Origin of the sequence: Mesorhizobium sp. INR15 (genome assembly GCF_015500075.1) — a bacterium.
GTDB lineage: Bacteria > Pseudomonadota > Alphaproteobacteria > Rhizobiales > Rhizobiaceae > Mesorhizobium.
Genome location: NZ_CP045496.1, coordinates 5,926,959 through 5,948,469, shown reverse-complemented (window position 1 = coordinate 5,948,469; position 21,511 = coordinate 5,926,959). Strand labels below are relative to the sequence as shown.

21 protein-coding genes are annotated in these 21,511 nt (G+C 63.9%); 6 read left to right on the top strand and 15 right to left on the bottom strand.

Translation table 11 applies throughout. The annotated features are described in order from the left end of the window. Positions 1-3 precede the first annotated feature (3 nt). The gene (locus GA829_RS29050; RefSeq protein WP_195175989.1) at positions 4-1,518 is read left to right on the top strand and encodes an FGGY-family carbohydrate kinase; all 1,515 of its coding nucleotides are present in this window, start codon (positions 4-6) and stop codon (positions 1,516-1,518) included. 33 nt (positions 1,519-1,551) lie between these two features. On the opposite strand, the gene GA829_RS37635 is transcribed toward GA829_RS29050, so the two are convergent. Together GA829_RS37635 and GA829_RS29040 are read right to left on the bottom strand one after the other, a co-directional pair. After that, complete coding sequence (locus GA829_RS37635; protein WP_374940370.1) at positions 1,552-1,683, bottom strand: hypothetical protein; 132 nt, start codon at positions 1,681-1,683, stop codon at positions 1,552-1,554. Further along, positions 1,680-2,288: an NAD(P)H-dependent oxidoreductase gene (locus tag GA829_RS29040; RefSeq protein ID WP_195175988.1), complete on the bottom strand. Its 609-nt coding sequence runs from the start codon at positions 2,286-2,288 to the stop codon at positions 1,680-1,682. The genes GA829_RS37635 and GA829_RS29040 overlap by 4 nt, the downstream gene beginning before the upstream one ends. A gap of 79 nt (positions 2,289-2,367) precedes the next feature. Between GA829_RS29040 and GA829_RS29035 the strand changes: the two genes are divergently transcribed. After that, complete coding sequence (locus tag GA829_RS29035; RefSeq protein ID WP_195175987.1) at positions 2,368-2,991, top strand: TetR/AcrR family transcriptional regulator; 624 nt, start codon at positions 2,368-2,370, stop codon at positions 2,989-2,991. Between the two features lie 124 nt (positions 2,992-3,115). Here GA829_RS29035 and GA829_RS29030 read toward each other — a convergent pair whose 3' ends face one another. The 8 genes from GA829_RS29030 to GA829_RS28995 all read right to left on the bottom strand — a co-directional run bounded on the left by GA829_RS29030 (position 3,116) and on the right by GA829_RS28995 (position 12,147). Then, a complete protein-coding gene (locus tag GA829_RS29030; protein WP_195175986.1) occupies positions 3,116-4,285 on the bottom strand; it encodes a substrate-binding protein in 1,170 nt (389 codons plus the stop codon). Positions 4,286-4,327: 42 nt separating this feature from the next. Then, positions 4,328-5,029 carry an ABC transporter ATP-binding protein gene (locus GA829_RS29025; RefSeq protein ID WP_195175985.1) on the bottom strand — a complete coding sequence of 234 codons (702 nt, stop codon included), beginning with the start codon at positions 5,027-5,029 and terminating at the stop codon, positions 4,328-4,330. 2 nt (positions 5,030-5,031) lie between these two features. Continuing rightward, a complete protein-coding gene (locus GA829_RS29020) occupies positions 5,032-5,736 on the bottom strand; it encodes an ATP-binding cassette domain-containing protein (protein WP_195175984.1) in 705 nt (234 codons plus the stop codon). Further along, entirely contained in the window at positions 5,733-6,719 is a 987-nt protein-coding gene (locus tag GA829_RS29015; RefSeq protein ID WP_195175983.1) for a branched-chain amino acid ABC transporter permease, read from the bottom strand. Before GA829_RS29015 ends, GA829_RS29020 begins: the two co-directional genes overlap by 4 nt. After that, positions 6,716-7,573, bottom strand: a complete 858-nt coding sequence (gene urtB / locus GA829_RS29010; RefSeq protein WP_195175982.1) for an urea ABC transporter permease subunit UrtB — start codon at positions 7,571-7,573, stop codon at positions 6,716-6,718. The genes GA829_RS29015 and urtB overlap by 4 nt, the downstream gene beginning before the upstream one ends. Before the next feature lie 5 nt (positions 7,574-7,578). After that, positions 7,579-8,700, bottom strand: a complete 1,122-nt coding sequence (locus tag GA829_RS29005; protein ID WP_195175981.1) for a class II histone deacetylase — start codon at positions 8,698-8,700, stop codon at positions 7,579-7,581. A gap of 81 nt (positions 8,701-8,781) precedes the next feature. Further along, positions 8,782-11,502 carry a LuxR C-terminal-related transcriptional regulator gene (locus GA829_RS29000; RefSeq protein WP_195175980.1) on the bottom strand — a complete coding sequence of 907 codons (2,721 nt, stop codon included), beginning with the start codon at positions 11,500-11,502 and terminating at the stop codon, positions 8,782-8,784. Further along, a complete protein-coding gene (locus tag GA829_RS28995; protein WP_258052003.1) occupies positions 11,503-12,147 on the bottom strand; it encodes a GNAT family N-acetyltransferase in 645 nt (214 codons plus the stop codon). Between the two features lie 175 nt (positions 12,148-12,322). Here GA829_RS28995 and GA829_RS28990 point away from each other — a divergent pair, with 175 nt between their 5' ends. Genes GA829_RS28990 through GA829_RS28975 form a run of 4 tightly spaced genes read left to right on the top strand, consistent with a single transcriptional unit; the run spans position 12,323 to position 16,687 of the window. Further along, positions 12,323-13,621: an ArgE/DapE family deacylase gene (locus tag GA829_RS28990; RefSeq protein WP_195179848.1), complete on the top strand. Its 1,299-nt coding sequence runs from the start codon at positions 12,323-12,325 to the stop codon at positions 13,619-13,621. Further along, entirely contained in the window at positions 13,618-14,676 is a 1,059-nt protein-coding gene (locus tag GA829_RS28985) for a phosphotransferase (RefSeq protein ID WP_195175979.1), read from the top strand. Before GA829_RS28990 ends, GA829_RS28985 begins: the two co-directional genes overlap by 4 nt. Before the next feature lie 6 nt (positions 14,677-14,682). Further along, positions 14,683-15,999 (top strand): aspartate aminotransferase family protein, encoded by a 1,317-nt coding sequence (locus GA829_RS28980; protein ID WP_195175978.1) that lies wholly within the window; start codon positions 14,683-14,685, stop codon positions 15,997-15,999. A gap of 31 nt (positions 16,000-16,030) precedes the next feature. Further along, on the top strand, positions 16,031-16,687 hold the full coding sequence (locus GA829_RS28975) for a GntR family transcriptional regulator (RefSeq protein ID WP_195175977.1): 657 nt from the start codon (positions 16,031-16,033) through the stop codon (positions 16,685-16,687). Between the two features lie 7 nt (positions 16,688-16,694). Here GA829_RS28975 and GA829_RS28970 read toward each other — a convergent pair whose 3' ends face one another. From GA829_RS28970 to GA829_RS28950, 5 genes are read right to left on the bottom strand one after another with little or no spacing between them, the layout of a single operon-like run. Beyond that, positions 16,695-17,999, bottom strand: a complete 1,305-nt coding sequence (locus tag GA829_RS28970) for an NAD(P)/FAD-dependent oxidoreductase (protein ID WP_195175976.1) — start codon at positions 17,997-17,999, stop codon at positions 16,695-16,697. Beyond that, the gene (locus GA829_RS28965; protein WP_195179847.1) at positions 17,996-18,967 is read right to left on the bottom strand and encodes a branched-chain amino acid ABC transporter permease; all 972 of its coding nucleotides are present in this window, start codon (positions 18,965-18,967) and stop codon (positions 17,996-17,998) included. The genes GA829_RS28970 and GA829_RS28965 overlap by 4 nt, the downstream gene beginning before the upstream one ends. Beyond that, the gene (locus GA829_RS28960; protein WP_195175975.1) at positions 18,964-19,872 is read right to left on the bottom strand and encodes a branched-chain amino acid ABC transporter permease; all 909 of its coding nucleotides are present in this window, start codon (positions 19,870-19,872) and stop codon (positions 18,964-18,966) included. The genes GA829_RS28965 and GA829_RS28960 overlap by 4 nt, the downstream gene beginning before the upstream one ends. Next, entirely contained in the window at positions 19,869-20,615 is a 747-nt protein-coding gene (locus GA829_RS28955) for a branched-chain amino acid ABC transporter ATP-binding protein (protein ID WP_195175974.1), read from the bottom strand. The genes GA829_RS28960 and GA829_RS28955 overlap by 4 nt, the downstream gene beginning before the upstream one ends. Next, positions 20,612-21,412, bottom strand: a complete 801-nt coding sequence (locus tag GA829_RS28950) for an ABC transporter ATP-binding protein (protein WP_195175973.1) — start codon at positions 21,410-21,412, stop codon at positions 20,612-20,614. Before GA829_RS28950 ends, GA829_RS28955 begins: the two co-directional genes overlap by 4 nt. Positions 21,413-21,511 lie beyond the last annotated feature (99 nt).

Sequence of the window (21,511 nt, the reverse complement as noted above, 5' to 3'; positions counted from 1 at the left end):
CAAATGGGTAAGTACATTCTTGGCCTTGATGCGGGCAACACCGTCATCAAGGCGATCATCTTCGACATGACCGGGCGAGAGCTTGCGCTTGCCGCCCGCGATGGCCGCTCCTCCATGCCGAAGCCTGGCCATGTCGAGCGCGATCTGGGCGAGCTCTGGCGCAACGCCGTCGACGTCATCGGCCAGTGCATCGCCCAGGCAGGCATAAACGCCGGCGACATCGTCGCCATCGGTTGCGCCGGGCATGGCAACGGTCTCTATGCGCTCGGCCGCGATGGCGCGCCGCTGATCGGCATCCAGTCGCTCGACACGCGCGGCGTTGGCATTGTCGATGAATGGGCGCGGCAGAATGTCGGCGACCGCACTTATGTGCATTGCCTGCAGCGGCCATGGGCGGCGCAGACGCCAACCCTTTTGGCTTGGCTCAAGCGTTCCGCGCCGGCGCTTTTCAACAGGATCGGCACGGTGTTCCTGTGCAAGGATTTCGTCGTCAACCGGCTGACCGGCGCGCGCTCCACCGACACGTCTGATATGTCCGGCTGCGGCCTTTTGCAGATGCCGGGCAGGCGTTATGAGCAGGATCTGCTGGATGCTTACGGGCTTGGCGACTGCATGGCGATCTTGCCGCCGGTTCTGGAGTCGGCTGACATCGCCGGCCATATATCCAGTGAGGTCGCTGCCTTGACCGGCCTGCGCGCCGGCACACCTGTGATCGCCGGCCTGTTCGACGTGGTGGCCAGCGCCATCGGCTCCGGCGTCACCCGCACCGGTGCTGCCTCAATCATCGCTGGCACATGGAGCATCAATCAGGTCATCACCGACGAGCCGATCCGCGATCCCTCGATCTTTATGCTCTCGACCTTTGATCGCGAGCGCTACCTGGCGATCGAATCCAGCGCCACGTCGGCCGCCAATCTCGAATGGATCGTTCGCGAGTTTCTCGAACACACAAGGGAAGCGGACAAATCGCCGTTTGAACTGGCAAGCGAACTCGTCGCCTCGGTGGACCCGGAAGGGGACATTCCGATCTATCACCCGTTCCTTTATGGCTCGCAGCAGAACGGCAGCGCGCGCGCCGGTTTCTACGGCATGGCGGGTTGGCATACGCGGGCGCACATGCTGCGCGCGCTGTTCGAGGGCGTGGTCTTCGAACACAGGCGCCACGTCGAAACCTTGCACAAAGCGGGCGCCAGGTTCGACACTGCGGTGCTATCCGGCGGTGGCTCGCGCAGCCAAATCTGGCCGCGGATTTTCGCCGACGTGCTGGGTGTTCCGATTACCGTGGCGCGCAGCCGCGAGACCGGCGCGCTCGGCGCGGCGATCGCGGCAGCGACCGGGGTCGGGCTGTTTGCCGACTTCAATGCCGGTGCCACCGCGATGACCGAGGCAACACGCCATTATGCGCCCAATCCGGCATTCGCTTCCGCTTACGCGGAGCGCTATCGCCTGTATGGTGAGATCCAGCAGGCAATGACACCAATCTGGCAACGCATCGCCGCGCGGCAGGCACTCTCATGAGCGAAGTACCGTCACCTCTCGTCGACGACTAGGTCATTGTCGGCGCGTGGTCGACCCCTCGATCATGCCGACCATCGTGTCGGGCAACACCAACTCGCCGGTCATCATGATCGCCGAAAAGGCGGCTGAGATGATCCTGAATTCGCTACGGCGCCGGGCCTTCACGCGGCCGCGTCGCGCCGGGTGGATGAAGTGAAGAGATCGCGGCCGATTGCGCGCGCTGCGTCCAGTTGCGAGGCCGGATCATGCGTTTGCGCTTTGAGCAGCTCCGACGTCACCACGGGCGCACCGCAATAGTCGAAGATGCCATGCTCGATCTGGGTCTTCATCGCGCCGAAATAACCGTGGCGCGCATAGGTACGCTCGCTGGCACCGCCGATGGCGACCAGATGAACTCTGAGATGACGAAGCCGTTTCACGAGCCGGGCATCCGAACCTTCGTCATAGGCCCAGCCATTGGTGAAGACGCGGTCGATCCACCCCTTGAGAAGCCCCGGCATTGACCACCAGTAAACGGGATAGACCAGCACAAGCGCATCGGCACGATCGATCCGCGCCTGTTCTGCCAAGACATCAGCGCTTGGCGAAGCCTCTCTGCGGTGCACGGCGAGGTCATTGGCGGTGAACCGTGGATCGAAGCCTTCGGCCGCGAGGTCGGCGATCTCAAACGAATTGCCCGAGGACAGCATCACTCCGCGGCAAATTTCAGCGGCGACGCCGTGGTTGAGGGACTGGGTATCGGGATGTGTGACAATGACGAGCGCGTGCATGGCTGAAACTCCTGATGGATGATTGCGGGTCGAGGTCGAAGCTTATATACTTTTCGTAAGTTACTTTTGGTATATAAGCATGTCAAGCGCCAAGCTCAGGGACCCGCCCGCCAATCCGCCGCCACGCCGCCGCTTGTTGCGGGGCGACCGGCATCGCCAGCTTCTCGACGTCGCATGGCGCGTGGTACGGGAGGAGGGCACGGAAGCCCTGACGCTCGGACGGCTTGCAGAGCAGGCCGCCATCACGAAACCGGTCGTCTACGACCATTTCCCGACGCGCGGCGCACTGCTCCTGGCGCTCTATCAGGAATTCGACGCGCGCCAGAATGCCCTGATGGACGCAGCGCTTCAGGCGAGCGATTCGACCTTGGCCAGCAAGGCCATGGTCATCGCATCGTCCTATGTCGAGTGCGTGCTTCAGCAGGGCCGGGAGATACCGGGTGTCATCGCCGCCTTGGCCGGCTCGCCGGATCTCGAAAAACTCAAGCGCGACTATGAGCTGGCATTCATGGAGAGGTGCCGGATCGTGCTTGCCCCATTTGCCAGTGGCGGCGAGATCGTTTCAGCTGGGCTGCGGGCAATGCTCGGCGCTGCCGAGGCACTGTCCTATGCCGCCGCGACGGGCGAGATCACGCCCATCCAGGCGCAGGAGGAACTTTTCGAAACGATTGTTGCAATGGTTGCTAGGACGGCACGGCGGTAGATTGCCCGGCGCGGGCGAGACGTTGCGAGCGCGGCCACAGGCGCATGTTCACGCCGCGCGCTTGATTTGTGTCGCGCGGCCCAAGCCACCTCGTCGTGGCAGCTCGGGCCGCGCAACCAGAGTCCTAGAGTTTGCAGTAGGGCGTTACCGGAGCGATTGTGCCGAAATCCTTGACGATCTCGTAGCCGATGCCGTCCGCTGCCGCCTTGCCGACATAGGAATGGCAGAGCGTGTGGTTGTTGCTGGCGTCGACGCGGATCTTGCCCTGCGGCGCGTCGAACTCGATCGTCGGCAACGCTGCCAGCACATCGTCGTCTTTCAGCGATCCGGCTTTCTCTGCAGCCAGCGCGTAGAGATGCAGGCCGTTATAGCCGGCCTCGCCGATGCCGTTGACCATCTTTTCCTGGCCGAACTTTTCGCGGAAGCTCGCGATGAACTTCTTGTTGACCGGGTTGTCGAGCGCCATCCAGTAGGGCTGCGGCGCATAGGTGCCCGCCGCGACGCCGGCCGGCAGCGCGTCCTTGTTGAACACCTCGTCGAGCGGCGCGATCAGCGGCTGCTTGATGTCGAAGCTGCGGTATTGCTTGAGCTGGGTGACGGCGTCGTTGCCGACCACCATCGACCAGACGACGTCGGGCTTCAGCGACTTGATCTTCTGGAAGGCCGGACCGAAATCGGTGGTGCCGAATGGATAATAGTCGGCCCCGATGATCTTGCCGCCGGCCTTCTCATAGGCCGCCGCGATCGCCTCGGTCATCTTCTGCGGCCAGGCATAGTCGGACGCCATGATGTAGACCGTCTTGCCGAGGTTCTCGGCCACCCACGGCATCATCGGGTCGACCTGCTGCATTGGAATCGGGCCGGTGGCGACGAAGTAGCGATTGCATTCGCCGCCTTCGAAATTGGTCGGATAGAAGAACAGTTTCTTGGCCTTCGACGTCACTGAAAGCGTAGCACTGCGCTCAGGCGAAATGATCGTGCCCATGATGGCGTCGACCTTGTCTTCGTTGATCAGCTTGCGTGCCTTGTCGATCGCGCCCTTGGTCGTGGTCTGGTTGTCTTCGATGATCAGCTCGACCTGGCGTCCGCCAATGCCGTTGGCGGCGTTGAGTTCGGCGGCGGCGAGCTTGTAGCAGTTGAGCAGCGTCTCGCCGAGGATCGCCTGCAGGCCGGTGATCGGGATCGACAGGCCGATCTTGACCGTGTCGGCGGCGCGCAGGATTCCCGGTGCGCCAACCATGGCGAAAGCGGCCGCTGCGCCGCCTGATTTCAAAACAGTTCTTCTGCTTATCATTTTTATGTTCCCTTCCAATCCCGGGCGCGCCCCATGCACGCCCTACAAAGCCAGCAAGTCCTTAAGCAGGTTCTCGTCGGCGAATGCCTCCGGCGTGCCCTCATGCACGATCCTGCCCTTCTCCATCACCAGGCAGCGGTCCGCCGCCTTGAGAACGAGATCGAGATTTTGTTCGACCAGAACGATCGCGATGCCGCGTTCGCGGGCGATGCGCGGCACCAGTTCGGCGATCGACTGCACGATGTTCGGCTGGATGCCTTCCGAGGGCTCGTCGAGCAACAGCACCGATGGGTGCCCGCAAAGCGCTCGACCGATCGCCAGCATCTGCTGCTGGCCGCCGGACAGTGTGCCGGCAACCTGCGCTTCTCGTTCGCGCAGGATCGGGAAATAGCCGAAAATATCAGCCGGAATGCTGCCGTCGCCGCGATCCCGAGCGGCGCGTGTGCCGACTTCCAGGTTCTGCCGCACGGTCAGCTGGTTGAAGATGCCGCGTCCTTGCGGCACATGCGCGATGCCGGCGCGCGCGCGGCGAAAAGCCGGAGCATGCGTAAGGTCCTGGTCGCCCAGAACCACGGCACCGCCGCTCGCCCGCAAGGCCCCGGCAATGACGCGCAGCAGTGTCGTCTTGCCGGCGCCGTTGCGGCCGAGCAGGCCGACGACTTCGCCCGCAGCGACGCTGAGGTCGATGCCGTTCAATACCGGGAGCAGGCCATAGCCGGCCGAGACAGCGATCGTCCGCAGCATGCTCAACGCCTCCCCAGATAGACATCGCGGACCATTTCGTCGGTCTCGATCTCGTGGAAAGGACCGCTGCGCAGCCGGCGCCCCTGGTGCAGCACCAGCGTCTCGCAATTCAGCGCCCGCACAAAACGGATATCGTGTTCGACCGCAACGATGGAGAACTCGCCCTTGAGCCGCAGCAGCATCTCGGCTGTCGCCAGCGTCTCCTGTGGCGTCATGCCGGCGGTGGGCTCATCGAGCAGCAGCAGGCGCGGCTCGATCGCTAGCGCCATGCCGATCTCCAGCCACTGCTTCTGGCCATGCGCCAGTTCACCGGCCAGCGTGGCTGCCCGATTGGTCAGCGCGACCAGCTCCATCAGCTCGCCGACTGGACGAACCGGCGACGGCACGCCCCATCTCGCGACCTTCAGATTGTCTTCCACCGACAGGCTGGGAAAGATCGACGGGATCTGGAATTTGCGGGCGATGCCGAGCCGGGCGATCCGGTGTAGCGGCAGGCCGGCTATGTCGTGGCCGAGGAAGCGCACGCTGCCGCTGGTTGGGCGCAGGGTGCCGGTCAGCACGTTGAGGAACGTGCTCTTGCCCGCGCCGTTCGGCCCGATGATGCAGCAGAGCTCCTTGTCGTGCACTGTGAGATTGAGCGCCTCCAATGCCTGCAGCCCGCCAAAGCGGATGCCGACATTCTCGGCCTTGAGCAGGACGTCGCTCATCGTGCGCGCCTCCGGCTCGTGAAAAGGCTTTTCAAACGCGCATAGATCGACAGGATGCCGTCCGGCAAAACGAAGACGATGACGACGAAGACGCAGCCGAGCAGCAGCGGCCACAGGCTCGGATTGAAGCTGCTGATCGTCTGCTGGGCACGCTGGATGAAGATGGCGCCAAGCACCGGTCCAAGCAGCGTGCCGCGTCCGCCGACGGCCACCCAGACGATGACCTCGGTCGACAGAAGCAGTCCCGAAAGATCCGGCGCCACCAGGCCTGCCATGCAGACATAGAGCGCACCGGCAAGTCCGGCGATCGCTGCCGAAAGGATGAAGGTGACGAGCAGCCGCAAAGGCGCGTTGTGGCCGAGCGCAGCGGCCCTGATTTCATTGTCCTGGATAGCGGTCAGCACCATGCCCCAGCGGCCACGGCTGATCGACCAGAGCGCCAGTACGACCACGGCGACGATGGCCGCGACGAAGATGTAGCTGGGCAAGTCCTGGCTGAGATCGACATGCACTCCACCAATATCGAACGCGATCGGCGGGATGCCGATCAGGCCCGAGTCGCCGCCGGTGACCGAACTCCAGGATACCGCTGCCTGCTGGCAGATGACGCCCATGGCCAGCGTGACGATGGTGAAATAGCTGCCGCGAATACCGCCGAAGAACAGGAAGTAGCCGATGATGGCGGCGACGAAAGCCGCACCGGTAACCGCGCCGGCGATGCCAAGCAGGCTGCCGAAAGGAATGGCGTCGTTGAGCGTGACCAGCGCCATGATGTAGCCGCCAATGCCGAAAAAGGCGGCGTGGCCGAAGCACAGGATGCCGGTGCGGCCCCAGAAGAAATCGAGGCTCGCCGCGAACAGGCCGAAGATCAACGCATCACGGATGACCGTCAGCTTGTAGCCGTCGGCAAAGAGGGGGTAGACGATGGCGAGTGCCACGCAGACAGCGAAGATCACCAGCCAGTTGCGGTCACGGGCGATCATCGCGATGCTCCGTTGAACAGGCCGTTGGGCCGCAGCCGTACCGCTACGATTGCCGCGAGCAGCACGATGGCTTGTGCTAGCGATGGCGATATCTGGTAGTTGAGTACACTGGTCAGCCCGCCGACGAAGACGCTGCCGGCAACGAGACCGCCGATCGAGCCGACACCGCCGACGATGACGACGAAGAAGGCGTTGGCGAGGTAATTCACCCCCATCTGCGGCAGCACGATCGCCAGCGGCGCGACCAGCCCGCCGGCGAGGCCGGCGATTGCCGCACCGAAGGTGAAGGCGATCGCGTAGGTGCGCCGCGTGTTGATGCCGACGCCTTCGGCCATCTCGCGGTTCTGGATGACGGTGCGGATATCTAGGCCGAAGGATGTCCGGCTGATCAGCAGGATGACGCCGAGCAAGGTCAGCATGGCGATGCCGATCAGGATCAGCCGGTAGGCCGGATAGACGGTGAAGATCAGGTCGAACGTGCCTTCGACCGGCGGCGTCACCGGCTTGGCGCCGAGACCGAAGGCGAGTTCCAGCCCTTGCTGCAGGATGAGGCTGACGCCCCAGGTGGCAAGCACGGTCGAGACCGGCCGCGAATAGAGATGACGGATGATGGCGAATTCCAGGATGCAGCCAACCACGGCTCCGGCGATGGGGGCGGCGGCCAGCCCAAGCCAGAAGGAACCGCCCATGCTCTGGACGAAATAGACTGCAAAGGCGCCGACGGTGACGAATTCGCCATGCGCCAAGTTGGTGACATTCATCAGGCCGAAGCTGATCGCCAGCCCTAGCCCGACCAGCATCAGGATGCTGATCAGTGTCAGCGCGTTGAGGAGTGTGGTGACGGCGAAATCCATCGCGTCTAGGCCGCGCTGGCGAGGCGTTGGCGCAGCCCGGCAAGCAGCCCCTCGGCGGCGTCGATCACCGCAGCCTGATGCGGCTGCAGATCCTGCCCGGCCCATTCGTCGATATGCTCCGACAGGGGATCGACCACCTCGGTGCGGTGATTGGCCAGGGTCTCGATGACGGCGTGGCCGCAGAACGGCACATAGCCTTCGGAATAGCCGCCTTCATGGCTCATCATCAGGCGTCCTTTCGAGGTCTCGGCGGCAAGCGCCACCATGCGCGCGGCAAGCCGCCGGAAACATTCGCTGTTGAGCATCATCCGGCCAAGCGGATCGAAGCCTGATGCGTCGAAGCCGGAGGCGACGATTACGAGATCCGGCTTGAAGGCGCGCAGCGCCGGCGCGATGACGCGGTCGAAGGCCGATTCATAGGCGCCGGTGCCGCTGCCGGCCGGCAGCGGGATGTTGACATTGTAGCCTTCACCCGGACCCTTGCCGTTGTCGGCGAGCGCGCCGCGCCCGGTCGGATAGAGGTTGTCCTGGTGCACGGAAATCGTCAGCACCGACGGGTCGGAATAGAACACGGTCTCGGTGCCGTTGCCATGATGCACGTCCCAGTCGACGATGGCGGCACGGCCAAGCAGGCCTTCATGCTGCAGCCTGCGCACGGAGACGCCGATATTGGAAAACAGACAATTGCCCAGTGCCTGGTCCGGCTCGGCATGGTGGCCCGGCGGCCGCGCCAGCGCATAGGCATTGTCGACCCGCCCGGTCAGCACCGCGCGCATGGCGGCATAGGTCGTGCCGGCGGACAAAAGCGCAATGTCGAAACTGTTAAGGCCGATTGGCGCCTGCGGTCCGGCAAAGCCTGAGCCACGTTCGCTGAGCATCCTGATATCTTCGACATGGCGGCGTGTGTGTACGCGCAGCAGGTCTTCGACGGAAACCGGTTCGGCAATGATCGGCACCAGATGGCGCGACAGCCCGCTGACCTGGATGAGGTTGTTCAGCCGGCGCTTCGAGCCGGGAGATTCCAGATGCCGGCCAGGTTCCACAAAACGGCCGGGAGGCATCATATCGGCGCTGGAGCCGGTGTCATGCCACATCAGCTGTTCGTGAAAAACGTAACCTGTCGCCATTCGCAGCGTCCTCCAAACGAGTAGACGCTAGCAGGCCGGCGCCCGCTGCGCCCGACCCGAAAGGATGGTTATGGCTGATGTCTATGCCCCTCCTTTCGGAGGGGGAGGCCAGCTTTCGACGGCCTGCGCGGCACGAACCGCCTGAACGCGGTTGGTCACCGCCAGTTTGCCAAAGATGTTCTTCAGGTGCCATTTCACCGTGGTTTCACTCACCGACAGGGCGAAGGCGATATCGCGGTTGGACATGCCTTCCGTCAGGCAGCGCAACAGTTCCATTTCGCGTTGAGTGAGTTGTTCCTTATCCACCGCCGTCACCGCCTGCTTGCGTGCGCTGACTGGCATCGTCTGCGCTGCATCGATGATGCGGGTGGCGTAGGCCGACAGCGCCGGGTCGGCCTTTGCCTGGGCCGCGCGCAGCCGCATCAATCCCTCGACAACAGGCCGTCCCTCATCGACGAACGAACGGATGAAGCCCGAGGGCTGCGCGAGCCGCAGCGCGTCGAGCAGGATGCGGTCGGCTTCGCGTGTATCATGGCCGGCATTGGCTGCCTTGGCACGCAGGATCAGCGCCAGGATGTGGCGGCGGATACGGCCGCCGCTCTTCGTCCGGTCCAGAAGCGCGTCGAAGACCCGGGCTGCGTCGGCATGGGATTTCTCGGCGGTCAGCACGCGGCCTTCGGCAAAGAACTCGAATTCGTTGGCGGTGGTAATGGCGATCGAGGCCTCCGCGTCGCCGCGATGCTCCGTCAACAGCGCGCGCGCCTCGGCATTGCGGCTCTGGTCGAGCAGGACCCGCACGCGGTCATGCATGATCATCGACGCCAGGCGGCGGTAAACCGTGCCGCGCACGCGCTGGTAGACCCGGTCGAGCATTTCCAGCGCCATCGCGGAGCGGCCGGTCAATTGCAGGACGCGGGCATAAGTCGGCACGCTGGCCAGGGGATAGACGATGACTGCCGCTCCTTCGATCAGCGGCCCGAGATTCTCGACCAGCGTCAGCGCCTCGCCGGATGAATTGGTCTCGTAGGCAAGCTCGGCGAGCAACGTGCCGGCCAGCGCCTCGGCATAGGAATTCGCTCCAATCCGGGCTCTCGCCTCGATGATCGCATTGCGCAGCAATCGTTCGGCGGCTGGCAAGCGGCCGGCCGAGCGTTCGACAATGGCCATGTAGCAGTTGGCGATGGTCAGGCCGAGCAAGCTGCCGCTCCGCTCATGCGCCTTGCGCGCCGCGTCTATGGCCGCACGCGCGCCTTCGAGATCGCCAAGCGCGTAGAGATTGTAGCCAATGACATTGGCGGTAGCGCCCTCCATGAACCAGGCATCCGGCGCGATGACGCGAAGCGCCACAAGCGCGGTGTCGCGCGCCGCCTCAAACTGCTCCAGCGTGCTGTGCACGGCGGAAGTGAGCACCGCGAGCTCAGCCTCGATCGTCGTGCCAATCAGCGTGCCAGGATCCTTGCCGTCCACCGGGCCGGTCTCGATCAGTTTGCGCGCATTGGCGAGCGTCTGCGTCGCAATCTCTGGCTGGCTGCTGTGCACGGCCAGCCAGAGCACCACGAGCTGCAGCCGGATGCGCTGGTCGATCAGCTTCTTGGGCAGCAGCGCCAGCAGCTGGCGCACGTAAAGAAGCTGGCACTGGGCGATGAGATCAAGCGCGTTGTTCTCGACAAACACCGCCGCGCGGGCCTGGTCGCCGGCGGCCAGCGCGTGGCCGATGGCCTCGGTCAGCATCCGGCGCTCGCCGAACCATTCCGAAGCCGCCAGATGTAGTGGCGCGATCATCTCCGGCTCGCGCCGTTCCATTTCGCGGCTGAGGAAGTCACGGAACAGATGATGGTAGCGGAACCAGCGCCGCTCCTCATCGAGCGGCACCAGGAACAGGTTGCGCGTTTCGATTTCAGTGATTGCCGCCTCGGCGTCCGCCGCGCGCATCACAGCCCGGCAGGCCTCGGCGCTGAAGCGTTCGAAGATGGAGCTGTAGAGCAGGAACTTCGCGATGTTGGGCGGCAATTCGAGGAACACTTCGCCCATCAGGAAGTCGGCGACGTTGCGGTTGGCGCCGGTAAAATTGCCGATGACGGTTTCCGGCGCATGCGCCGCGCTGAGCGACAGCGAGGCGAGTTGCAAGCCGGCGGCCCACCCCTCCGCGCGCGAACACAGGGTTTCCACGGCGCCGCTGTTCACGCTCAGGCCTAGCTTCTCGTTGAAGAAGGCTTCGGCTTCCGACGAAGCGAAGCGCAAATCGTCTGGGCCGATCTCGAAGACGTCGCCAAGCACCCTGAGCTTGCCGAGTTGCAGGTCCGGCAGGCTGCGCGAGCCGATAACGAAGGCGACATTGGCTGGCGCCTGCCGCGTCAGCCGTTCCATGAAGCGCTTCACCGCTGGTGTTTCGATGGCGTGGTAGTCGTCGAAGAACAGGCTGATGTCGGCGTCGCGTGCGGCGAAACCCGCCACTAGTGCGGCGAGCACGACATCGAGCTGCGGGATCGGGCTCGACTGGAAGGCGAGGTCAAGATCAGCCGGGTTCTGCACCAGATGGCGCAGCGCCCCGACCAGATGCGACAGGAAGGCGCCTTCGTCGTTGTCCGTCGCCTCGCAGGACAGCCATGCCGTCAGCCGGCCGAGGCGTGCCACCTCAGCCATCCATTGCGCCATCGTCGTCGATTTGCCGAAGCCGGCGGGCGCGGCGAACAGCACGATGCGGGTGTCGGCATGCCGGCCCAGCGTCGCAAGAATGCTTTCGCGCCGCACCCACCGGCGGTGGTGAAGCGATGTCTGGCCGGGTTGCGAAGGCGTTTTCATTTAGCGTCGTGGAGCCCATTCCATCTCGATCAGGGGAATCTGCGGTGCGGCGTCACGCGGCAGTGTTCCCTTCAACCGAGGGTCATCGACGATTTCAAAGCCGGTCGCGAAGGGCTCAAATCCGCAGGCTCTGTAGAAGGCGATGACGCTGTGATGGTCGAAGCTGCTGGTATGGAGCCAGATGCGTGTTGGCTCGAGCCTCCACGCCGTGTCGAGTGCCCCGGCCATCAGACGTTTGCCGAAACCTCGGCCGGTCAAGGACGGGAACAGGCCGAAATAGGTAATCTCGATCTCGTTGGCATCGAGGACCGAGAATTCGACCATGCCGAGATGGGTCCCGGCTTCGTCATGGCCGTAGTAGAGATGATTGTTCGCATCGGCGAAATGAGCAGCGATCTCGGCGTCGGACATTTCGGACACGCGGTCCCACAGCCACGGCGCGCCGATTTCAAGGAAGATCGCACGGTATGATGCGCAGTCGGGTTTTGTGATCCGGGTCATTGCCAAGGGCTTTGCCAGACCAGGTGCCGGCGCGCGCGCTTCCATCCAAGTCACCGCATTGGCGAGCTTGCCCGCCGGCAAACGCCGGTAGCCGACGCTGAGATCGGTGATTTCTGCGGGCATCGTATCTTCGTCGATCAACACGTAACCTCTTCAACCGGCATAGCAGTATCGGCTTGCTGCTGCTGATGCCAACACCACGACAGGCCTGACAAGGGTGGGCCTACCGCTGGTTGGGATTTTTGGGCCGACTGGCTCTAGCATTTCATGCCAATGGCATATGTGATATGATACACCATCCAAATGAAAGTGAAAAATGATGCCTGAGCGGGTTATGGACGAGGCCATTCTCAGCGCGGTCGATAAGGGCTTCGACCGGCAGCTGGTATTCCTGGCGGACCTCGTGCGCTTTCCCTCCCAGCGCGGCGAGGAACACTCGGCGCAATCCTTCATGGCCGCAGCCTATGAGGCCCATGGCTACCCCGTCGATATGTGGCGTGTCGATGTCGACGCTATCCGCGATCTGCCGGGATTTTCACCGGTCGCGGTGTCCTATGACGATGCCTTCAATGTCGTTGCCACCCATACGCCGCGAAACGCGACTGGCCGCTCGCTGATCCTCAATGGTCATATCGACGTCGTGCCGACCGGACCGCTCGACCGCTGGGTGCGCGATCCCTACGATCCGGTGATCGAGGATGGCTGGATGCATGGCCGTGGTGCCGGCGACATGAAGGCCGGCCTGTCGGCCTGCCTCTACGCGCTGGCCGCTCTGCGCAGCCTTGGCTACCAACCGGCCGCGAACGTGTTCCTGCAGTCGGTGGTCGAGGAGGAGTGCACGGGCAATGGTGCGCTGGCTTGCCTGCAGCGCGGCTACCGTGCCGATGCCGCCTTCATTCCCGAACCGCTGGAACCAAAGCTGATGCGGGCGCAAGTCGGGCCGATCTGGTTCCGCGTCGAGGTCGACGGTGATCCGCAACACGCCTCTGGCGCCTTCTCTGCTGGCGCCAACGCCATCGAAAAGGCATTCGTCATCATCCAGGCGCTCAAGCAGCTGGAAATCGTCTGGAACGCGCGCAAGGTCGACGACAGGCATTTCTGCAACCATCCCCATCCGATCCGCTTCAACCTCGGCAAGATCGAAGGCGGCGAGTGGACATCGAGCGTGCCGGCGCGCTGTGTCTTCGAAATGCGCGTCGCCACCTATCCCGGCCAGAAGCTGGAGGATGCCAGGGCCGAGATCGAAGCCTGCATTGCCGATGCGGCGCGCGCCGATCCATTCCTGGCCAACCGCCCGCCAAGCCTGACCTACAACGGCTTCATGGCCGAGGGCTATGTGCTGGAAGGCGCCGACGACATGGAAGCCGTGCTGCGGCGCAGTCATACCGCGGTGTGGGGCGAACCGTTGCAGGAGCATGTCACGTCCGCGACGACCGATGCGCGCTTCTTCGGCCTCTATGCCGACACGCCAGCGATCGTCTATGGCCCGATCTGCCGCATGCCGCACGGCTATGACGAGGCCGTCGATCTCGAGTCCGTGCGCAAGGTGACCCAGACCATTGCGCTGTTCATCGCCGACTGGTGCGGCCTTGAGCCTGTCGGGTCAGATCTGCCATGAGCGATGTTATGAACGACACGTTCGGTGAGGTGATGGCCGAGGATGCGCCTGATGTGTCGACGGCCGATGCGCTCGCCATCCTGCGCCAGCATTACGGCCTTGGCGGCAGTGCCCAATCATTGCCCGGGGAACGCGACCACAATTTCCATGTCCGCACCGAGAGCGACGGCGAGTTTGTCCTGAAGATCTCGCATCCGGCGGAAGAAGCCGGCTTCACCGACTTCCAGAACAAGGCGCTCGAACACATCGCCCTGGTCGATCCAACCTTGCCGGTTCCCGCTTTGCACAAAAGCCTGCGGGGAGAGGCGCAGTTCGCTGTGCCGGTCGACGGATCGGCGCCTCGCATCATCCGGCTGGTGACCTATCTCCCTGGCCAACTGCTTTCGCGCGCGCCGGCATCCGAGGCGCAGGATCGCAATCTCGGCATATTTCAAGCCCGCTTGACCCGGGCGCTGCGCGGCTTCTTCCATCCAGGTGCGGGCAGCGACCTGCTGTGGGACATCCGCAAGGTCGCCAAGACACGCCCGATGATGGTGCACATCGCCGACCCCCGGCGGCGGGCCATGGTCGAGCGCGCGATTGACGCGTTCGAGCAGCATGCCGCGCCTGTCATTCCCGGCCTGCGCGCCCAGATCGTCCACAACGACATGAACTCCTACAATGTGGTGATGGATGCCTCGCAGCCGGAGCTGGTCAGTGGCGTCCTCGATTTCGGCGACATGATCCATTCGCCGCTGATCTGCGACCTCGCCATCGGCGCCGTCTACCGCTGGCCGGCTGAGGGCCATCCGCTTGCGGCCGCCGCGCGCTTTGTCGCCGGCTATCAATCGGTACAGCCGCTTGAGGCGGAAGAAATAGGCATCCTCCTCGATCTGATCCGCGCTCGTCTCGCGCTGATCGTCAACATCGCCACCTGGCAGGCGGAGCGCTTCCCCGCCAAACGCGACTATGTGCTGCGCCTCGGTGCCGAAGTCTGGGCGTCGCTCGAAAGGCTGGACGGACTGTCGTCCGCTGAGGCCCGCCAATATTTTCTCGACCATTCAAATTCGGAGTAGCTGCCCGTGTCACAGTCCTCGCCGTATCCTGCAAACGCCTTCGCTGACCCCAGTGCCTCGGCATCCGAGCGTGCCTTGCTCGAGCGCCGCGCCAGGCTGCTTGGGCCGACCTATCGCGCCTTCTACCGCAACCCGATCCATCTGGTGCGTGGCAGCGGTGTCTGGCTCTACGACGCCAATGGCCGGAAATTTCTCGATGCCTACAACAACGTCGCCTCGGTCGGGCACTGCCACCCACGCGTCGTCGAGGCTCTGGCGGGACAGGCCGCGACGCTCAACACCCACACACGCTATCTGAGCGAGATCATCCTCGACTACGCGGAAAGGCTTCTCGGCACCTGTCCGGCCCATCTCGGCCACGCCATGTTCACCTGCACCGGAAGCGAGGCCAATGACCTGGCCATCCGCATCGCCCAGAATGCAACCGGCGGAACCGGGGTGATCATCACCGAATTCGCCTATCACGGCGCAACGATCGCCACCGCGCAACTGTCGCCGGCAGCCGTAGGGCTGAAGGCAGTGCCGGCACAGCATCGCACAGTCGCAGCGCCGGACACATATCGCGACCACGGCAGTGCCGCGCACGATTTTGCAAAAAATGTCGCCGCCGCCATCGACAGCATGCGTGCGGAAAATATCCGGCCGGCGGCGCTGCTTGTCGACTCGGCCTTCTCCAGCGACGGCATCTTCTTTCCCGCCGCATCGGTCATGCGCGAGGCGGCGGACCTCGTCAAAAAGGCTGGCGGCATCATCATTGCCGATGAGGTTCAGTCCGGCTTCGGCCGGCTTGGCCAGGGCATGTGGGGCTTCGCCAATTATGGCCTCAAGCCGGACATCATCACGATGGGCAAGCCGATCGGCGACGGACATCCGATGGGCGCTGTTATGGTGCGGCCGGAACTCGTGGCGTCTTTCGGTTCGAACACCGGCTATTTCAACACGTTCGGCGGCAATCCGGTGGCGGCGGCTGTGGGCCTCGCGGTTCTCGATGTGATCGAGGGCGAGGGGCTGATCGAAAACGCGCGCGTGGTCGGCGCCTACACCGGCGAATTGCTCGGTGCTGTCCAGGGCCGTCACTCCATGGTCGGCGATGTCAGGCAAAACGGCCTCTATTTCGGCGTCGAATTGACGGTGGACGGCGACGAGGCGTTGGCCGCCACCAAGACGTCAGCCGTCGTCGAGGCCATGCGCGAGGACGGCGTTCTGATCTCCTCCTGTGGTCCGCGCGGCAATGTTCTGAAGATCAGGCCGCCGCTGCCATTTGCCCGGGACAATGCCGAGCAACTGGCCGAGACGCTGGACCGCGCGCTTTCGAACTGGTGAACCGGACAACCGCTTGGGGCAGGCGAAGCACATGTTGAAGCTCGAACATCAAACTCTCAATGACCGCGCCTATGGCGCGCTTAAGCAGGAGCTGATTTCCGGCGGCTTCAGTCCGGGCCAGACACTGGTCATCCGCAAGCTCGCCGAAACGTTCGGCATATCGACGACGCCGATCCGCGAGGCGCTGCAGAGGCTGGTCGCCGAGCGGCTGCTCGAAATGCAGAACAACCGCTCGATCATCGTGCCGTTGCTGTCCGCGCCCGCCTTCGCGGAACTGACGCGCATCCGCGTCGCCGTCGAGGGGCTGGCAAGCGAGTTGGCGGCGTCGCGGATGACGGAGAGCGGTTTGGTTGACATTCAGGCGATGCTCGCCGGCATGCAGCATGCCATCGAGGCCGGCGATGCCAGGGCCTATCTCACCCTGAACGAGGCATTCCACTTCGCCATCTATCAGCATGCCGGCGCACCGATACTGCTCAACATGATCCGCGATCTCTGGGGCAGGGTGGGCCCTTATCTCAAGCTCCTGATGCAGGCCGATCACTACATACCGCGGTCGAATGATGCGCATCGCAGGATCGTCGCCGCCTTGGAGCAGCGCAACGGTCCATCCGCGCGAGCTTACGTCGAACAGGACATCGCGGTGGCGGCTGCGGTTCTGTCGGATAACCTTGGCGCGCCCAACTGACTGTCGTCTATCTGGCCTCGTCCAGCCGGTCGCGCAACATGCTCCAGCCGAGCAGCATGTTGGGAGCGTGCCGCATCAGGCCGTGAAACGGGATCGGCGCTGGCGGCGCGAAGGGCAGCGGCAGATCGCGGGGATCGGCTCCGCTTGCCCAGTCAGCCAACAACTTGCCCATCGCCGTGGTCATGGCGATGCCACGGCCGTTGCAGGCAAAGCCGGCGATCATGTTTGGTCCAAGATCGACAAGGCGTGGCAGGAAATCCGGCTCGACGGCCGCCATCCCCGACCAGGCATAGGCAAGCGGCGGCAGGTCGGGCAGATCGAGATGTTTCGCCAACCGCCGCCAGGTCGCCTGCGGCACCCGCGTGTCGGCGCCGGGGCCCAGAATATGCATGCCGCCGCTGATCAGCCTGTTGTCGGCATCGAAGCGGAAGGTGAAGAGGTTACGCCTTGTGTCGCCGACGCCTTGTCCGCCGGGCAAAAGGCGGCTGCGTATCTCGCGCGGCAACGGCGCGGTCGCAATCTGGAAGACCTTCAGCGGAAAGTAGGTTCGCCGCAGCGCCTCAAAGAGCGGCCCGCCATAGGCATTGGTGGCGATCAGCACCTTGCCGGCCTGCACCGAGCCTGCAGCTGTTTTCAGCGCCCAGCCATGGGCTGTGCGATCAATCGACGTGACAGGTGTGTGTTCGAAGATTCGGGCGCCCGCGCTCTCCGCTGCCTCGGCCAGGCCATTAGCGTACTCGACCGGATTGAGCACGCCGCCCGAGCCGTCCATCCAGCCGCCAACATAGCCGCGCGCGCCGGTCAGCGCTTCGATTTCCTGGCGATCCAGTGTCACGGCTGGCCGGTCGCGCTCCGCCCACTGCTCAGCCCGCGATTTGATCTTTTCGAAAGCGGCAGCGGAGTGGGCCGGCTGGATCCAGCCGCTCTGCAAGGCGTCGCAATTTATGCCATGCCGCCTGATCAGGTCGAAGACGAGATCGGCACTGCCGGCGGCGAAATCGATCAGCTTGTCGCCACGCTCAGGCCCCAGATGGGCAAAGATATCAACCGGGTCCATCTTGGCGAAATTCGGCACGACGAAGCCGGCATTTCGGCCGGTCGCGCCCCAGGCGATAAACTCAGCCTCGAGGACAACGACCGACAGTCCCTTTTCAACGGCGTGCAGTGCGGTCGAGAGGCCGGAAAAGCCGCCGCCGACAATGGCTAGGTCTACATCGATTGCGCCTTGCAGCACAGGCCGGTCGCGGCGAGTGCGGCTGACGGCGTGCCACAGCGACGGGCCATCACCCTGCTGTCGGGCAATGGCATTCATGATGCGGCTTTGCTCTTGGCTGCCCGCTTGCCAAACCAAGGCCGTCTTGGCCTGTCGCCGAACAGGCCGTTCGGCCGCAGCAGCAGGATGACACAGAGCATGACGCCGATGGCGACGATCTGCAGCGAGGCCGCGCGCGCCTGTTGCTCGGGCGGAAACAGGATGCTGGTCATGGTGCCTGACCCCGCCCAGATCGCCCAGACAAGAACGCTGCCAACAACAGCGCCGAGATTGCTGCCGGAGCCGCCGACGATCAGCATCACCCAGACCTGGAAGGTCAGGATCGGCAGATAATTGTCGGGCGCGATGAAGCCGGTGAAATGCGCCTGCAGGGCGCCGGCAAGCGCCATGATGGCGCCGCCGACGGCAAAGGCCTGGACACGGTAGAAGCGGGCGCTTTTGCCGAGTGAAATCGCTGCCCGCTCATCTTCGCGCAGCGCCTTCAAGACCCGTCCCCATGGGCTGCGCGACAGGTGTTCGAGGGCGAGATAGACGATCAGCGTCACCGCCGAGACCACCGCGAGATTGGACAGGTTGAACAGCAGCGGCGTCTCCGCAAGGCTGCCGAAGGGCCGAGGAATGAAGCCGATGCCGAAGGGGCCACCGGTCAGTTTCTGCGCGTTGAGCGCCACCAGTTGCACGACGACAGCGACACCGAACGTGGTGATCGCCAGATAGTCCGACCTGAGGCGCAGCGTTGCCATGCCGGTGAGCGCCGCCGCGAGGCCGCCGACGATCATCGCGCCAAGCCAGCCGACAAGGATCGGCAAGCCAAAGCCGCCCAGCCGGGCCGCGTCATCCGGCGTGGTCAGCAGCGCCGATGTGTAGGCGCCGATGGCGACGAAGCCGGCCAGCCCGACATTGAACAACCCGGTCAGCCCCCACTGCAGGTTGAGCCCCAGCGTCACAAGCGAGAAGATCAGCGCGGTGGTCAGGAAGAATGCGCCGTAGCCGAGCAGGTCCATCAGCGTTCCCTCACACCAAACAGGCCGATCGGCCGCACGAACAGCACCGCCATCAGGATGATAAAGGAGACGGCGGCGCGCCACTCGGCGCCGATCAATTGCACCGCGCCGGCCTCGGCCAGCCCGATGATCAGGCCGCCGAGCACGGCGCCGGGAATGCTGCCGATGCCGCCGAGAATGGCGGCTGCGAACATCGGCAACAACATGTCGAAACCCATGAACGGACGGATCTGCACCAGAATGCCGATCATCACGCCGGCCACGCAGGCCAGCGCGCCGCCGATGATCCAGGTGACGCGCACCACGCTGGCGACGTCGATGCCGACGATGCGGGCGAGGGCCGCGTTCTGGCTCAAGGCCTGCATGGAGCGCCCGGTCTGCGTGCGCGTCATCAGCAGATGGACGCCAAGCACAAGTATTGCGGTTAGGCAGAGCAGCGCGATCTGGTCGGGAGTGATGCGGATGCCGAAGCCAACCGGCATGGCGATCTGGATCGCCCGGCTGAAATAGGTTGGCCGCGAGCTGAAGCTGAATTCGAGCAGGCTTCTGAGCGCCATCGAAGCGCCGAAGCTTGCCATCACCACGATGATTGCCTGTCCTTGTGAGCGCAGCCGCGAAAACAGCACCTTGTCGAGCAGCAGTGCCAGCAGGGCGGTGAACACCATGCCGGCGATGAGCGCGACGATCAGCGGCCAGCCGAAGGAGAGCGGACCGATCGGTGCGACCTTGCCGACCATCGCACCGATGGCGCTGACGACGGCCAGCGTTGCATAAGTGCCCCAGGCCATGAAGTCGCCATGGGCGAAATTGGAGAAGCGCAGGATCGAATAGGTGAGCGTCACGCCGATCGCACCGAGGCCGATCATCGAGCCGGTCAGCAGTCCGTCGACGACAAATTGCAGGTTCATGCCGCGCTCCCTTTGCCATGCAGAGGGCGCTGACCCAGATAGAGCTCGGCGACGACCGGGTCGTTCCAGAGCTCGGAAGCAACGCCCTCGTGCCGGTCCTTGCCTTCGACCAGCACATAGGCGCGGTCGCCGATGGCAAGCGCGGCTTTGGCGTTCTGTTCGACCAGAAGGATGGTCACGCCGGACTTGCGGATGCCGGCCAGCATCTCGAACACCATCGACACGAATTTGGGCGACAGGCCGGCGGAAGGTTCGTCGAGCACCAGCACCTTGGGATGGACGATCAGCGCCCGCGCGACGGCCAGCATCTGGCGCTGGCCGCCTGAAAGGTTGCCTGCGGCGGTTCTGCGTTGACGCACAAGGTCGGGGAATGCGGCATACATTTCCTCGATACGGCCGGGGATGTCGCGCCGCTCGAGGATGCCGCAGGCAACCCTGAGATTGTCCTCGACCGACATCAGCGGGAAGATGTTCTCTGTTTGCGGGACGAAAGCGAGGCCGAGCCGGACCATGGTGTGAGCGGGAGCGGCGGTGATGTCCTTGCCATCCAGCAGCACCGTGCCGCCGGTGATCGGCACAAGGCCGGCTATGGCCTTGATGAAACTTGATTTGCCGGCGCCATTGGGCCCGAGCACGACGACGATCTCACCTTTCCTCACGACGATCGAGGCGCCGCGCACGATCGGCACGCCCGGCTCATAGCCGGCCTCGAGATCGCGAACATCCAGGACGGTCTCGCTCATGCGGCACCGCCAAGATAGGCCTCGATGACGCGTGGATCACGGGCGACCTCTTCCGCCGTGCCTTCGCTGAGCAGCTGCCCGCTCGCCATGACCAGGACGCGATGGCAGAGCCGCGTCACCATGTCGATATTGTGCTCGATCAGCAGGAAGGTGATGCCGCGCGCGTTGATGTCGCGGATGCGGTCGATGATGACCTCGAGCAGCGTTGCGTTGACGCCGGCGGCGGGCTCATCGAGCAGGATGATCGCCGGATCGGCCATCATGACGCGGGCAAGTTCGAGCAATTTGCGCTGGCCGCCGGAGAGCACGCGTGCCGGCTCATGCGCGAGGCGGGTGAGCGACACCAGTTCGAGCAATTCCAGCGCCTTCTTCTTGCCGATCCTCTCTTCGGCGGCGACCCGTCCGGGTGTCAGGAAGTTGGCGAGAAGCCTTTCGCCGGACTGACCTTGCGCGGCCAGCATGATGTTTTCGACCAGCGTCAGGTTCGGCAACGGCCGAGGAATCTGGAACGTGCGGCCAAGGCCACGTCCGATGCGGCGATGCGCGGCTTCACCGGAGACCAACGCGCCGTTGAGCAGGATTTCACCGCTGGTTGGCAGGATGCTGCCGGCGAGAAGATCGAACATCGTCGTCTTGCCGGCGCCGTTCGGCCCGATCAGGCCAAGGATTTCCCCGGACCGCACATCGAACGAAACATCGTTGACCGCGACAAGACCGCCGAACCGCCTGACGACGTTCCTCGCCGTCAGAACCGGCGCGCGGCTTCCCGCTCCCTGCCGTTCGGTTGCCTCGCTCATCACACCCTCTGGCCGAAGGCGATCATTGCCGCCTTCTGATTTTTGATTTGTGATCACACTTGCTTTGATCACGCTAATCAGCTTTAATTTTCTTCGCAA

Excerpts from the sequence above, each read along its gene's own strand:
- GA829_RS29035 (WP_195175987.1), top strand. The coding sequence starts at position 2,368 with ATGTCAAGCGCCAAGCTCAGGGACCCGCCCGCCAATCCGCCGCCACGC.
- GA829_RS28990 (WP_195179848.1), top strand. The coding sequence starts at position 12,323 with ATGCCTGAGCGGGTTATGGACGAGGCCATTCTCAGCGCGGTCGATAAG.
- GA829_RS29050 (WP_195175989.1), top strand. The coding sequence starts at position 4 with ATGGGTAAGTACATTCTTGGCCTTGATGCGGGCAACACCGTCATCAAG.
- GA829_RS29030 (WP_195175986.1), bottom strand. The coding sequence starts at position 4,285 with ATGATAAGCAGAAGAACTGTTTTGAAATCAGGCGGCGCAGCGGCCGCT.
- urtB (WP_195175982.1), bottom strand. The coding sequence starts at position 7,573 with ATGGATTTCGCCGTCACCACACTCCTCAACGCGCTGACACTGATCAGC.
- GA829_RS29040 (WP_195175988.1), bottom strand. The coding sequence starts at position 2,288 with ATGCACGCGCTCGTCATTGTCACACATCCCGATACCCAGTCCCTCAAC.
- GA829_RS28955 (WP_195175974.1), bottom strand. The coding sequence starts at position 20,615 with ATGAGCGAGACCGTCCTGGATGTTCGCGATCTCGAGGCCGGCTATGAG.
- GA829_RS28970 (WP_195175976.1), bottom strand. The coding sequence starts at position 17,999 with ATGAATGCCATTGCCCGACAGCAGGGTGATGGCCCGTCGCTGTGGCAC.
- GA829_RS28985 (WP_195175979.1), top strand. The coding sequence starts at position 13,618 with ATGAGCGATGTTATGAACGACACGTTCGGTGAGGTGATGGCCGAGGAT.
- GA829_RS29015 (WP_195175983.1), bottom strand. The coding sequence starts at position 6,719 with ATGATCGCCCGTGACCGCAACTGGCTGGTGATCTTCGCTGTCTGCGTG.
- GA829_RS28975 (WP_195175977.1), top strand. The coding sequence starts at position 16,031 with ATGTTGAAGCTCGAACATCAAACTCTCAATGACCGCGCCTATGGCGCG.
- GA829_RS28950 (WP_195175973.1), bottom strand. The coding sequence starts at position 21,412 with ATGAGCGAGGCAACCGAACGGCAGGGAGCGGGAAGCCGCGCGCCGGTT.
- GA829_RS28960 (WP_195175975.1), bottom strand. The coding sequence starts at position 19,872 with ATGAACCTGCAATTTGTCGTCGACGGACTGCTGACCGGCTCGATGATC.
- GA829_RS29005 (WP_195175981.1), bottom strand. The coding sequence starts at position 8,700 with ATGGCGACAGGTTACGTTTTTCACGAACAGCTGATGTGGCATGACACC.
- GA829_RS29020 (WP_195175984.1), bottom strand. The coding sequence starts at position 5,736 with ATGAGCGACGTCCTGCTCAAGGCCGAGAATGTCGGCATCCGCTTTGGC.
- GA829_RS29000 (WP_195175980.1), bottom strand. The coding sequence starts at position 11,502 with ATGAAAACGCCTTCGCAACCCGGCCAGACATCGCTTCACCACCGCCGG.
- GA829_RS29025 (WP_195175985.1), bottom strand. The coding sequence starts at position 5,029 with ATGCTGCGGACGATCGCTGTCTCGGCCGGCTATGGCCTGCTCCCGGTA.